The 11929-nt window shown below is 56.8% G+C and carries 14 protein-coding genes and 1 pseudogene; 5 read left to right on the top strand and 10 right to left on the bottom strand.

Annotated elements, in window-relative coordinates; all coding sequences use genetic code 11:
* A partial coding sequence (locus IVB22_RS27230; RefSeq protein WP_247520319.1) for a porin occupies positions 1–529 on the top strand: 529 nt, incomplete at its 5' end.
* A gap of 358 nt (positions 530–887) precedes the next feature.
* On the opposite strand, the gene IVB22_RS27225 is transcribed toward IVB22_RS27230, so the two are convergent.
* The 3 genes from IVB22_RS27225 to IVB22_RS27215 form a co-directional block, all read right to left on the bottom strand.
* Positions 888–1283 (bottom strand): hypothetical protein, encoded by a 396-nt coding sequence (locus tag IVB22_RS27225; RefSeq protein ID WP_247520318.1) that lies wholly within the window; start codon positions 1281–1283, stop codon positions 888–890.
* Between the two features lie 125 nt (positions 1284–1408).
* The gene (locus IVB22_RS27220) at positions 1409–2521 is read right to left on the bottom strand and encodes a recombinase family protein (protein WP_247520317.1); all 1113 of its coding nucleotides are present in this window, start codon (positions 2519–2521) and stop codon (positions 1409–1411) included.
* Between the two features lie 1746 nt (positions 2522–4267).
* Positions 4268–4450, bottom strand: coding sequence for a hypothetical protein (locus tag IVB22_RS27215; RefSeq protein WP_247520316.1), 183 nt, complete (start codon positions 4448–4450; stop codon positions 4268–4270).
* An 89-nt stretch (positions 4451–4539) separates the two neighbouring features.
* On the opposite strand from IVB22_RS27215, the gene IVB22_RS27210 reads away from it, so the two are divergent.
* Positions 4540–4809, top strand: coding sequence for a hypothetical protein (locus tag IVB22_RS27210; protein WP_247520315.1), 270 nt, complete (start codon positions 4540–4542; stop codon positions 4807–4809).
* 420 nt (positions 4810–5229) lie between these two features.
* On the opposite strand, the gene IVB22_RS27205 is transcribed toward IVB22_RS27210, so the two are convergent.
* The 3 genes from IVB22_RS27205 to IVB22_RS27200 all read right to left on the bottom strand — a co-directional run bounded on the left by IVB22_RS27205 (position 5230) and on the right by IVB22_RS27200 (position 7408).
* Complete coding sequence (locus IVB22_RS27205) at positions 5230–5457, bottom strand: hypothetical protein (RefSeq protein WP_247520314.1); 228 nt, start codon at positions 5455–5457, stop codon at positions 5230–5232.
* Complete coding sequence (locus IVB22_RS42040) at positions 5357–5623, bottom strand: hypothetical protein (protein ID WP_374207683.1); 267 nt, start codon at positions 5621–5623, stop codon at positions 5357–5359. The genes IVB22_RS27205 and IVB22_RS42040 overlap by 101 nt, the downstream gene beginning before the upstream one ends.
* 1287 nt (positions 5624–6910) lie before the next feature.
* A complete protein-coding gene (locus tag IVB22_RS27200; RefSeq protein WP_247520313.1) occupies positions 6911–7408 on the bottom strand; it encodes a ferritin-like domain-containing protein in 498 nt (165 codons plus the stop codon).
* A 124-nt stretch (positions 7409–7532) separates the two neighbouring features.
* On the opposite strand from IVB22_RS27200, the gene IVB22_RS27195 reads away from it, so the two are divergent.
* From IVB22_RS27195 to IVB22_RS27185, 3 genes are all read left to right on the top strand, one after another.
* Positions 7533–7937 (top strand): hypothetical protein, encoded by a 405-nt coding sequence (locus IVB22_RS27195; protein WP_247520312.1) that lies wholly within the window; start codon positions 7533–7535, stop codon positions 7935–7937.
* Positions 7938–8116: 179 nt separating this feature from the next.
* Positions 8117–8413, top strand: a complete 297-nt coding sequence (locus tag IVB22_RS27190) for a hypothetical protein (RefSeq protein WP_247520311.1) — start codon at positions 8117–8119, stop codon at positions 8411–8413.
* 463 nt (positions 8414–8876) lie between these two features.
* On the top strand, positions 8877–9080 hold the full coding sequence (locus IVB22_RS27185) for a cold-shock protein (RefSeq protein ID WP_247520310.1): 204 nt from the start codon (positions 8877–8879) through the stop codon (positions 9078–9080).
* Between the two features lie 132 nt (positions 9081–9212).
* Here IVB22_RS27185 and IVB22_RS27180 read toward each other — a convergent pair whose 3' ends face one another.
* The 4 genes and pseudogenes from IVB22_RS27180 to IVB22_RS27170 all read right to left on the bottom strand — a co-directional run.
* Positions 9213–9386, bottom strand: coding sequence for a hypothetical protein (locus tag IVB22_RS27180; RefSeq protein ID WP_247520309.1), 174 nt, complete (start codon positions 9384–9386; stop codon positions 9213–9215).
* An 898-nt stretch (positions 9387–10284) separates the two neighbouring features.
* Positions 10285–10542 carry a pentapeptide repeat-containing protein gene (locus IVB22_RS42035; protein WP_374207682.1) on the bottom strand — a complete coding sequence of 86 codons (258 nt, stop codon included), beginning with the start codon at positions 10540–10542 and terminating at the stop codon, positions 10285–10287.
* Positions 10543–10654: 112 nt separating this feature from the next.
* Complete coding sequence (locus IVB22_RS27175; RefSeq protein WP_247520308.1) at positions 10655–11035, bottom strand: hypothetical protein; 381 nt, start codon at positions 11033–11035, stop codon at positions 10655–10657.
* A 358-nt stretch (positions 11036–11393) separates the two neighbouring features.
* Positions 11394–11837, bottom strand: a pseudogene (locus tag IVB22_RS27170) (DNA ligase); the annotation flags it as partial.
* Positions 11838–11929: the final 92 nt, after the last annotated feature.

The following is an 11929-nucleotide window of genomic DNA, read 5'->3' as shown; positions in this document are numbered from 1 at the left end:
TAGCGGCTTCGGCTACCAGAGCGTCGGCTTCGGCGCGACCACCGACGGCGTCTATATGCCCGGCCCAGCCGGTACCGGCGGTATCGCCTTGACGTCGGCGTGGGGTATCCGCGGTGCGTTCAATCACAACTGGGATCCGTACTGGTCGACCAGCCTGTTCGGCAGCTACTCTGCTGTCCGGTATGACGGCGGAGCGAACGACAATCTGCTGGGTGCGGGAACCACCTCGGCCAAGGGTGCTTACTGCGCTGCCTTCAACGCCAGCCACCCGGGTCAGGCGCTGGCCGGGAACGCTACGGGTGCCTACACCTGTAACCCCGACTTCAACGTCTCGCAGCTTGGCGTCGTTACCCGATGGACCCCGGTCAAGAACCTGACGTTCTCGGGCGAAGTGCAGTGGTTCCATCTCGACCAGAAGATGTCGGGCTCTTCGGTGTTCACGGCGAGCTCTCCGAAGCCGGCCGCGCTCTACGAGTTCAAGGATCAGAACACGGTCCTGCTCCAGCTCCGCGCCCAGCGCAACTTCTGACAGTGATCCTGGGGCGATGCGGCAGAAGTTGTATCGCCTCGGCAGGGTGTCCCTATCACCGCTTCCGCGATTTCAGAGTCGTTCCTATCACCAAGAAACAAGTAGCGGGATTTCTCGAGATACACCGCGGCCTGAGCCCTCGGTTCCGCATGTTGTGCAAACAGGGCGTCGGCCACCTCATTGATTGGAGTGGAGCGTGCAGTGGTCTTGTGATCAAGTGCCTAGTCAATCGTCTAGATCGATTGAGGCAATGGCACTGGCTTTTTCTATCCTGTTTTTGAGCGCGAATACCTTCGTCACAAACGCGTGGATACCCTGCTCGGTGAACTCCGAGAAGATGTAGTCGTTGATTTTCTTTTTAGGCCGAATTCTCGCTAACTACGCTCATGTAGGTGCGCCCTGGACTGCGGTGGGTCAAGAACGTCACCAGACGCTCCTGAGGTGGTCCGGTGCGCTTCACGCGGACCTTGGGGCCGTCGAGTTCGAATGCCCAATCCTGCACCGCGACATTAGGCAGCTCTTGCCGGATGTCTTGGAGTATCTCAGTTCCGCGCTCACCTCTCGGCAAGACGATGAACACGTCCGTAGGGGCACAGCGGCCGTGCTCGTCGATGACCTTGCGAAGACGAACGCGCCCAAGGGCTTGGATGATGGATGCTGCCAAATGCGGCGCTGTAGACCCCAACCACATGGACGCAGTCTTTGTACTGACGAGCTGCAACTGGATCATGGCCGAATTGGTCAGGGTCCTCAACAATGTCTCAGTCGCTGAGGCGCAGGACGTTGTCGATAAGCTCGTTGATTCAACTCGAGCTGTGTACAAAGCGGTCTGTGCATTCAGTGAAGGTGAGGCAACATGTATGGCCGGCTTGGGAACAGCTAACGAGACGCTTCCGGCGCCACCGACTGCGGAGGGCAAATAGCATGAGCAAGATTTATTAGTTCGGCCTGAGAGTGAGTGTTCGTCTTCCGGAAAATTTCTCTTAGATGCCAGCGCGCAGTGGACAGGGTCATGCCCATCGTTTTCGCGACGAATGTCAGCGTTTCACGTTCAGCGAGTAGCGCGGTTAGCATCCCCTGACGTGGACTCAGGCTAAGAGATTTGGAAAGTGCTTCGGAGCTAAACTTCCAGGAGGATTCGACTTTCGGAAGATTGATCGGATATCCTATGTGCGATGTTCCATCCGAAAGCTCTGCCACGAAGTAGCGATTCGGATGGTCAGGCCGGATGTTGCCATTCCTTTCCTCTGCTTGGATTGCCGAGCCCGCGAATGCGATTGTCAATTTAGCAACAGACGACTTGATATACTGCGCAATTGCCACTCGGGCTTGGTAGATTTCACCTTGGTCATCCCGGCCAATACCGGCGCGTAATTGCTGAAGCTGACATCTAAATTCCGGGCTTATCTCGCTTCTTTCTAAGAAAGCGAAAAAGGCCGTTTCAAAATTTCCGTACGACCATTTGAATCGAAGACAAGTCTCCCGTTCCAAGATTCTTTTGCAGATGAGGCTTTTCACTGGCCCATTGTGCAATTTGACTTTGCTTCCGCAGTGAAGGCATGTCGGAAGTCCCGCAAAAACATTGGTAATGTGTAGACCCTTGCGGCCACGTCTCGATGACAAATTTTCCCGCCGAGCTTCCTGTGCCGCCTCAAATGTTTCCTTGTCTATTACGGCCGGATAATAGTTTGGGACCGGCTCCCCTACGGAACATTCTTTACCTTCAATGACCTGCTTTCTTTGATACTCTCCGATAGTGGCTCTGCTGCTCAGCATGTTGTGAATGGTTGATTGGTCCCATTTTCTCGAAGTGCCAAATGCAGGTACTTCTTTGGCGTTTAGAAGCTTCGCAATGGTATAGCCACCTAGACCACCAATACTGAGCTGAAAAATTTGGCGCACGACTTCCGCGCGATCAGGCAGATAGACAAATTCGGTGCGATCGTCTGTCAACCCTAGCCAGCCCGGCGCGTTTCTAATCTTTTTGGTCATTTGGTTCTATCTACAGTTTTATGTAACAATTGTTCAACCGTGTCGAGCTTCGGCATGAAGCTAAGCCGCCTTCTTCATTTCCGACAACTGCTTCCATCCTGTCCAAGCGTGCGGGCAGCGATTGTCGGCAAAGTCAGCGTCTGTATGGCTTGGCTGCACCCCTGCGCCAGGCGCATTCAAATTGAGATCTCGCTTCATGGAAATCCGTAACCATGCTCTCGGCGTGTACGCCACCTCGCGATGCTGCATCGCTGAGATAGAAAGGCGCGTTTTCCCAATTCATTTTCTAGTCAGCAGGTGAGCGACTATTATAAGTGCCTGGTCCCCCGACGGCATCCACGAAGAGCAGTATGCCCCTTTTCGGCGTCGCTGCCGGTCGAGAGACTGAGAGGAAGGGGCCGCTCGACGGCGAGGGATGGACCTAGGGGACACTGTGTGAGGGCGGAACCGACCGCTCCGCTGACACGTTGCCCACATTCTCTCCTTAGCCCGGGAACGGCTGCTGATGGTAAGTCTCCGCGAACGTGATCGCCCTGGGTTCAGCCACCAGCTGAAGGTCCATACGGTTCGAACTCTCACGGTGATCTTGGCATGGGTTCTGATAGTAGCCGCTTTCTAGGCCAGAGCTCCTTACGGGCGCGCAACGCATGATGCAGCGCGGCATTGAAGCCTTGGCGACGCGGTGCCTCCGCCGTGGGGTGCACGCATGGAATCGTCTTTCGTGAGATCGTCGCGAGGCGCGCCCATGATTAAAAGTCACTTCGGGCGGCAACGACTGTTAGTAGAACAGACTGCTACCATTTTGCTACTCAACTCGCGAATATAGGATAGGACAGGGCGATATAAGATAGTCACAGGCCGATGCAAAAGCCCGACAAAATCAGCCGGATCGATATCAAGGATGACTGCTTAGAACGGCAGCAAGCGAACTGCAAAACCGGTAGTGCGATTTCTGTCAGCAGCTGCCCCCGTCTGCGATGGGGTCTCGCCCGGAATGTTTTGGCCTGCGATCTCGTTCTGGGCCGCTCTACGGTGATGCATCGAGCGGATTAAGCCGATCCGGAAAAGTTTCGCCTGCGGAACAAACAAGCCTCGCTACCGTGCCTCCCGGAACCGTGATCACTGTCTAAGGCAGGTTGTGTTAGGTTGGTTGCTCGCCTCCTTGGGCGTTTCCTCCCTAGACTTGGGGCCGTTGTCGGTACGCCGGCAGCGGCCTTTGTTATTGCGATCATCATTCCATGAAGGACGCCATGTGGTTGGCGGGCTAAACCCCGAACTACAAACCCCGGCCTCAGCGCCAGGGTTTTTCGTTGTGTGCCGAGCATGTTCGACAGCTTGGAGGTGAAAGTCCTTTACCCAGCCTGATGGCGGCGAAGGGTTAGCGAAGCGCAAGGGCGTCGTCGTGAGGCGGGGTCTGAAGGAAGCGTGGAGCAAATCTGCGGCCCCATGGACAAGAACCGGATAACGAGGCTTACCCGTTTGGACGAGCAAGCAACGGATTGCGAAGTCCATTGTCATCAAGAGGCGGGGTGGTAAATCCGGCGTGCAGGGAAGGCGGTCGAACTTATCTAGGGCACACATATAGTGTACCATAGGGCGTAGCACGAACGTAGTGAGCGAGACGAACCTCAGGCGCAATGCCGGTTATCTTGACGACAAACGAAGAGCGCGGCACCTGGATGCTCGGGCCCTGGATGAAGCCAAGGCGCTGAGGCAGACGCGCCGAGCGTGGACCCGGGGTCGGCTTCACGCAGACCACTTATCTTCTTCGCGGCGGGCTTCGTCGTCGTTAAGCCGATCTGCAACGTCTTCAGCAACAGCCGGATCGTCGGTGCCCGCGATAGGCGTGCCGTCCTGCTTTTTGATCTTCTTGCCGTCAGCATTCACTGGAAAATCGTTGGACTCTAAAGGCTTCTTGGCAATTGACATCGCGTCCTCCTCTTGTGCAGGCAGACCGCATTGACGCGTTTTATTCGCTCATTATCACGCAAGTACTCGTCCAGCAGACTTCCGATCATATGACGAAGCGCCTGATGTTCCCGTCCAGCATTGCCTTTGCGAAGAAAATCTCCAAGCTCCATTGGTGTGAAGTTGCCGCCGAATGGCTCGTTGGCTCTATGAAGAACAAACAAGCGGTCGTCGTCGCGGCAGAGAAGCCATCGGTTTGCGCTCTGGTAAATCTCTCGTTCTCTGACTGCCACGCTGGTCCTGTGCCCGTAGATATGGAAGCGGGAAGTGGTGGTAATGTCTGCCCAATCGTGAACAGAACGCGGAAGATGTTGAGCTGATGATCGAAAGCTTGGAATGAAGCAATCTCCAAAGGCTAAAGGAAGGGAAATGACTCTTGCTGCTTGCCCCGACCCCAGACCTGCCGGACGATACGGAAATTAAGGACGTTCAATTGCCCATAACAATAGGGCTTGTCTTGAAGAACGCCGGCATTAGGACGGTCGGCGAAATACGCAAAACTCCCGATGCCGACCTACGCAGGTATCCCCGCTTCGGACGGGGACGTGTCGCTTACCTTCGGAAGACGCTGGGCGGCCCATTCAGCTTGTAGAGCTGGACTGAGCGAACGAGGGCACACATATGTTTACCCTAGCGCAGAGGTGCGCTCAGGTGCTCCTATAGGACACGAACCGATGACGGCTCGAAGGCCGTTTGCCCATCTCTTCTACATTTGGCGTTCGTATGACAAAGGCCTTTTCCTACGAAACCAGGGACAATCCCTGTTCCGCTCTAAAACGTTGGTAGGACGTGATGGCTTTGTTGGAGAGGAGCAGTCGGCGGCGCTCGCCGTGGCGTATCATCGTCTCAATCGTATCGAGCAGGTGATTAGCCGCTGTGTCGGGATTGCCGAGTTCGCCTGTTGCCTCCAGATAGTCCCAGGCAATCCGAAGAGAATTTTCGACCAATGTTGGCACCGTTTCCGTCATAAGGCGTAAAACGCCATCTGGTTCGACCTGTTCCTTTCGACAGTCCCTTGAACGAACTGGCCCGGAGCAAACCGTCAGAGGTAATATCCCGGAACTCAATATCAACCACAAACCGGGGCACTACCCAGGTCGCCTTCCGGCCGGACTGGCGGAGCTGTGGGACCATGACGCCTATGAGGGGCAGGCTGACTTGGTGCCGGCTGGCTTCAAGATGAACCCTAGACCCAAAACACGGCCGCGTTTTTAATTGCATCCGCTGTCAGGTTCGCGTCACGCCGGTACAAGTTTGAGGCCGCCTCGGTTGGCGGCCTCTTTCATTCCAGAACCACGACTCAAAGGCTACGCCCGGCGCTAACGCCAATAGCCCGGCGCGTACCTTGGATAGCCATGCCTGTGAGATCGATAGTAGCCCCGCGGTGGGTCGTCGGGTATTGGCCTCGCGTAGACGCCGGGCGCCTTTTACTCGTTAGGATAGCAACGGCCGTTCGAGAAGTTGAAGTCATACCCATGCGGACATCCGCCATGACGGCCGCGAAATTGGACCTGTTGGATCGACTGTCCGTCCGGCGGAGGGGCGGACATACCGAGCTGGAGAGCGATGGCGACACCGGCGATGGCTAGAAGCATTTCTATGTCCTCCGCATAACCGCCTCGGATCGAACCATACGCTTGTAACGAGTAATGGTCGCTGAATTGGGCATTCATCCACCATTCACGGTGGGATGCGGTTCATTCCAAAACCTCATACTCGAGCGCAACGCCTTCCGGGTCGTTTTGTTCGAACCAGGCTTCAGCGGCGTCCCTGGTGGCGAAGACTTTGAGGTGATCAGGGTCGCCAACCTGCTAGCTTGTGTTGACGTAGACAAAGACGGTCATTGGTCCCTCTTGAGCTTCCGTACCAGATCGGGCAAGCGGCAAAGGCGCGGCCAGTTCCGCGTGAAAGCTAAAACGGCCTCAGCGGTGACGCTGAGGCCGTCTGCTAGCTATCACGCTCTGTGCCGCTGTCCAGTATCGGCACAGAATAGCAACGGAAGATGAGCAGCATCGTTCCTGAGTTTCGCTACATCAAAGCGGCCCTGACGGGGCATTGCCAGGACCGCACCTGACGGCCTTTGGGGGCTCCCTGGAGGGTCAGCCGACAGGCTTGAATTTGATTCTCATCAAGAAAAAACGTTCCGGGTCTGAACGCCAACCCATGAAGTTTAATGTTCAAGCGCGCCGTGACGGGGCGAGAAGTTCAGGACAATTTATTTCCGGCACGCTGCTAGGACCGATCTTCAGAACAGGATCGGTTTGAAAGCTCAACGACCCGGAAAGCTACGCGGTACTACCTCAAGACTGCAAAACGAAGACGGCCTCAGCGGCGATGGACGCTGAGGCCGCCTTGGTGCTGCCGTGATGTGCCGATGACCAGTCAACACAGAAGAGCAACGGCATATTACCGGGATCGTTCCTATGCGGCCGCTTGAGCTTCCGCATTGACAACCGTCTCTGCGAGCTTGGTCAGCAGAGCGTCGGTCTTCTTCTCTTCAGCCAACGTCTGGTCGATCAGCTTTACAGCGTCCTTCATGCCAAGAGCGGTAGCCCATGACTTAAGCGTGCCGTAACGAGAAATTTCGTAGTGCTCCACGGCCTGCGCCGACGCGAGCAATCCGGCATCAAGAGCGGCGGAGCCTTTAAATTCCTCCATAATCTCTTTGCCTTCATCGAGAATGCCCTCGATGGCATCACACTTCTTTCCCCGGGCCGGCTTTTCCAAAAGCTCAAAAATCTGCTCGAGGCGCGCGATCTGTCCTTCCGTTTCCTCTTGGTGTTTTTCAAAAGCGGCGCCGAGCTGCTCGTCGCTCGCCGCCTTCGCCATCTTTGGTAGAGATTTGTAAATCTGCTTCTCAGCGTAGTAGACGTCCTTCAAGGTGTTGAGAAACAGGTCGTCCAGAGTCTTTTCTCCCATAGGTTCCTCCTGAGGAATGAACTGCTAACCCGGGATATCCATCCCGGTTCCTAATTGTGTAGGGGACGGCAACGGCCTCAGCGTGGATTACTGAGGCCGTCCGCCAACAACAGGAATGTGCCGCTTGTCCTCGGCACGCAATCACAACGAACAGCGAAAAGAGATCGTTCCTAAAATGAGCGGTCCTGACTGGAGCAGTCAGGACCGCACCTATCAGCCTTGGGGCAGAGCTGAGGAGGAGGCAGAGAGGCTCAGAATCGATTCCTATCAAGAAAAACCGTTCCAACTTCGCGGCGGCGTTCAAAGGTGCATCGTGCGAGGTGCTCGGAAAAATCATTTCCTGAGCGCTGCTAGGACCGATCGAACAACAGGAACGGTTTGGATGCTCAACGACGCGGACACCTATCAGGGGGGCGGCAATGCCGGCGAGCCGAAGGAAAAGCTCAACGACGCGGAAGCGTTGTTTGGCCGTCTGAAACGGCAGGTATTTGCTGCTCCGATAGTTTGTCAGCCGCCATCAGGCCCTTAAAAATCGCGGCTGCGGTCGCCTTGTCCTGCCTGAGCTCGCGCTTTGTAGGTTTCTCAGGGATGTTTTCGAGAAGTTGGGATACCTGCACTGCGGACCATTTGCCATGACCGCGAGCCGGCTGATATGGTGCGCAAGATGGAACAATCCGCACCCTGTTTCCGACCTCAGTGGCATTGGTAGTGGCCTATTTCGATTTTGAACAAGGGGCCAGCCATGGCATTGAGACAATCATGGCGGAATCGTTCGGCACGGAATTTACGATTGTTGAAGTGACCTCCGACGACGCGTCGGAGCCAACGAAGCAAATGTGGGTAGCGCTGGCTAAGCCAAATCAGGCGTTGACCTTGGTCCTAGCCGCCGTACCTGAAGGTTGGACGGCAGAAATTGTACCCGCGACCTTCACCGAAAAGCAGCGAAGATTGTTCGAAGAGGTCAAACTCAAGCCCGGTGAGGTTTACAGGCTCACACCTGAGTAGGCCGCCCAGTTGCGGCTTCTCAATAACCGGGGCCGTCATTCCAATGCGCCAGGCCGGAAAGCTAACTGGCGCCAAGCAGGAACTGGCCCAGTGATGTTCTGTTCCTAATTCCGCCGCCACGCTGACGGAGGATCACGAACAGCACGGCCGCGACTAGGAAGATCCGCCGGACGAGCGACATCACGAAGAAAACCGTATCCCGCGCCATGGGAACCGAACGTGAGCCAGCCCCATCGTGAGCTATTGATGTAGATCAAGCTCGAAGCGCTTGGGGAGGGTTTTCAGTGGGTGTCGATCGGCGCCGAGCGTCTTACGGCCACAGCACCCCAGCCCCGCTGTGGCCGTTTGATTACCCACAAAATCAAAGGCCCGCCGGTTCACGCCGGCGGGCCGTTTTCTCTCTTGCATTCGATAACCGATTGCCTTGGGATAGAAATCTACAATGTCTTGGGAGAGAACGACCGTGGCGACAGGTACTGTGAAGTGGTTCAACGCAACTAAAGGCTATGGATTTATTCAACCGGACAACGGCGGCAAGGATGTTTTCGTGCACATTTCGGCCGTCGAAAAAGCGGGACTGAGCAGCCTCAATGAGGGTGCCAAGGTGAGCTACGAAGAAATGAGCAACCGTGGCAAGTCGTCCGCCGAAAATCTGAGAGTGGGATAAAATCAATTCCGTTGGCTCGCCGGCATCTGAAAAGGAAACGGCCCCAGCAAACTCTGCGAGGAGGTAGCTGGGGCCGCCATCTTCCGGTTTGGGCTTTGGGGGCTGAAAACCGGAAGCCCGTTCCCGACTCTTTCAGCCCGCAGAAGTTCCAATCACGTTTGATCCGATGACTGGATATTCGAAGGCCACGCCTTCGGGATCGTTTTCCTCGAACCATTTTTCCGCGGCGTCCGTGGTGGCGAACACCTTAAGATGCTCAGGGTCTCCGACCTGTTTGCTGGTGTTCACGTACACAAAAACTGTCATTGGTCTCTCTCAGTTCTCGGTCCCCTCCAACCTTAATCCGGAGAAATCTGCAGCTTCATTTGCATGACAATGATTACCGTCATGGCAAACAGGATCAGGCCAGCCAGCGCGATGAAGAAGTGGGCCTTCATTGATCTCTCTTGAGCTTTCTCCTCCCCCAGTGATGCTTTTTCCCTGACTCTGTGAACTCGGGGACGTGCCCGCGGTTCAATGCCCGCATGACACCGATCCGCGCCATCATGGTCGGGCCGCCTCGCGACACGAGCATCAGGGCCTCGATCGCCGTTTGCCCATTCCGACAGGTCGGATTCCTGTTTCGGCAGCTTGCTGATGTAGTCGGCCGCGTCGCGGATAGCCTAATAAATCGTTAATCTCAGGTTGCTACGAATTGCCCAATCGCGGGAAAGTCCCCCTGAGCCCCCGCGAGAGTACGGAAACCCGCCGATAGTCAAACGCGGCGGGTTTCTGCATCGCGCGCAATTCTGCCAAGAATCAAACCCAGGTGGGTGACGCGAGTGGTAAGGCCCGGCGCATGTCGTTAATCCCGTCGTGCGTCCGGCCGCTACCCGCCGGTTCACGCTGGCGGGTTTTTTTGGGTTTCGGTGCGGCCAGCTGCTGATCCTGGCTTTCAGGCCGTTGCGCTCGAGGCGGCGGTGGCCGCAAAAACCTAGCGGCCCAACGCCGCTCGAACTTAATAACGCTCACAGCCGACTCCCGGGTTCCGCGATGATCCTGCCCACCGGTACGGACTTCAACGCTCATATGTCCCAAACGGCGACGCAGGAATCAGCGCCGGGTGGAGCTTGGCCTACTTCTGGAACGATATAGCTCTGCAGTCGATTTCAGGCTTCCGGCTAGACTCCGACCGCCTCCGGTTGGCAGCTCTGGCGCATTGGGTTCACGAGGTCAGACAGCCGTTGACAGCCATTGCGTCGAACATTGGAGCCACACAGGCACTCTTGGCCCAAACGCCGATTGATCTTAAAGAATGCAGTTGGCTTTGACCGACTGAGCCGACCAGCTCTGCTCCTTGGAAGTCTGAGTTCAGGCAGTTTGCGCCGCGAAGAATCGTTCCGAGGAAGTGCGCGCGGCTGAAATATGTGCCGTATGCGTAAGCGCCCTCAGGCCGAAGCCTGAGCCTCTGGCACGGACGCAAACAACCGTCTGTGCTTAACCGGCGAACCGCCGGATACGGACCCGTATGTCAGGTGGTGTGGGAGGGGTGGAGTCGCAAGACTCCCCCCTATCCCGATTCGGACGATCGACCTTTACTGTTTGCTGCGATCGACTTGCGTACCTGTGGGGTTCGGAGACGGCGGCGTCGGACGGTTGGTCGTCGCCGCGCCCGTGGTCGTGCCGGGATCGGTGTTGGTCTTGCCCGAAGGCCCCGCAGGGTTGGCCGGCTGGGTCTGCTGCGCCGTCTCGCTGGGCGGCGTGGTGCCCGCCTGGTCCACGGTGTTGTTATTCAGGCCGTAGAACACGACACCCAGCAAAACTGCAATGGCGATGGCGTACATGGCGATCTTGGTGCCGCTGGCGGGACCTTCGGCGAGCTGGGGATCGGCTTGCAGTTCATTGTCGCGACGCCGCATTTCCTCTTCACTCCGGCCCCCACGATGGGGATCGTTCGGATTGGGTTGATAGGCCATGAATTCGTTCCTCCGGTAGCGCCCCAGCTCAGCGAATAGGACAATGGCCGGCGCTCGCGGATGTTCCGCGCCAATGTTGCGACCACCGCCCACATATCGGCGCCCATCTCGATTGGGTGGCTGCATTTCCGCAAGCATGTCGAGGCGAACGTGACTCGTCTGTCCGACTTGCGGTCGGTGTGGCGCGGTATTCCGCCGGCGGTCTCTTGTACCATGCGCACGGCTTCATTGACCTTAGCGCGGTAGCGCCGCGCTTCCGGCGGGAGCGACGTGACCGCGTGGTGAATATCGGCATAGATGGTCAGCGTGCTATAAAGCGGTTTGTTTGCCCATTGCCAGAAGCGATCGAAATCGTCCATCACAGGTCGTCCCGCAGGCCCTTAAAGAAGGGATGGCGAACCTTTCCCTCGGCTGACTTGGCGCGGTACTCGATCTCGGCGTTCAGCTCCGGCTCCACCCAGATTCCCTTATGCGCGATCCGCTTGGCGTAGGGCTGGGTTTTGCGGATCAGGGGCGTCAGGCGCTTGCGCAGCTCGGCGGATGATTTCTTGTCGAAGCCGTGGTCGACCTTGCCGGCATAGATCAGGTCATCGCCCCTGCGGCGGCCGACATAGATGCCGTCCCAGTCGTTGCCATCGAGCGCGAAGCCCGCGATGGTCAGCGTCTCGCGCTGGGCGCAGGTTTTCTTGACCCAGTCCCGGCCGCGCCCGGAAAGATACCGGCCGTCGCGGACCTTCGAGACGACGCCTTCGAGGCCAACCTTGCAGGCGTGCGCGAACATCTCTTTGCCGTCGACCTCAAACTTTGACAACGAACCCCTGCTCCTGGCGGGGTTTTCATGTTGGCGTGGGGATAAATGTCAGTTGACATTGACGCCGGATCAAATCAGAGGTA

The organism is Bradyrhizobium sp. 190, assembly GCF_023073415.1.
Classification (GTDB): domain Bacteria; phylum Pseudomonadota; class Alphaproteobacteria; order Rhizobiales; family Xanthobacteraceae; genus Bradyrhizobium.
The sequence above is the reverse complement of the archived record's forward strand: the minus strand, read 5'-3'. Positions and strand labels throughout refer to the sequence as shown.

Coding starts and splice junctions, on each gene's coding strand:
- IVB22_RS27210 (WP_247520315.1), top strand. CDS start 4,540: ATGACGAAGCGCCTGATGTTCCCGTCCAGCATTGCCTTTGCGAAGAAA.
- IVB22_RS27205 (WP_247520314.1), bottom strand. CDS start 5,457: ATGACGGAAACGGTGCCAACATTGGTCGAAAATTCTCTTCGGATTGCC.
- IVB22_RS27215 (WP_247520316.1), bottom strand. CDS start 4,450: ATGTCAATTGCCAAGAAGCCTTTAGAGTCCAACGATTTTCCAGTGAAT.
- IVB22_RS42040 (WP_374207683.1), bottom strand. CDS start 5,623: ATGGTCCCACAGCTCCGCCAGTCCGGCCGGAAGGCGACCTGGGTAGTG.
- IVB22_RS27220 (WP_247520317.1), bottom strand. CDS start 2,521: ATGACCAAAAAGATTAGAAACGCGCCGGGCTGGCTAGGGTTGACAGAC.
- IVB22_RS27175 (WP_247520308.1), bottom strand. CDS start 11,035: ATGGCCTATCAACCCAATCCGAACGATCCCCATCGTGGGGGCCGGAGT.
- IVB22_RS27200 (WP_247520313.1), bottom strand. CDS start 7,408: ATGGGAGAAAAGACTCTGGACGACCTGTTTCTCAACACCTTGAAGGAC.
- IVB22_RS27180 (WP_247520309.1), bottom strand. CDS start 9,386: ATGACAGTTTTTGTGTACGTGAACACCAGCAAACAGGTCGGAGACCCT.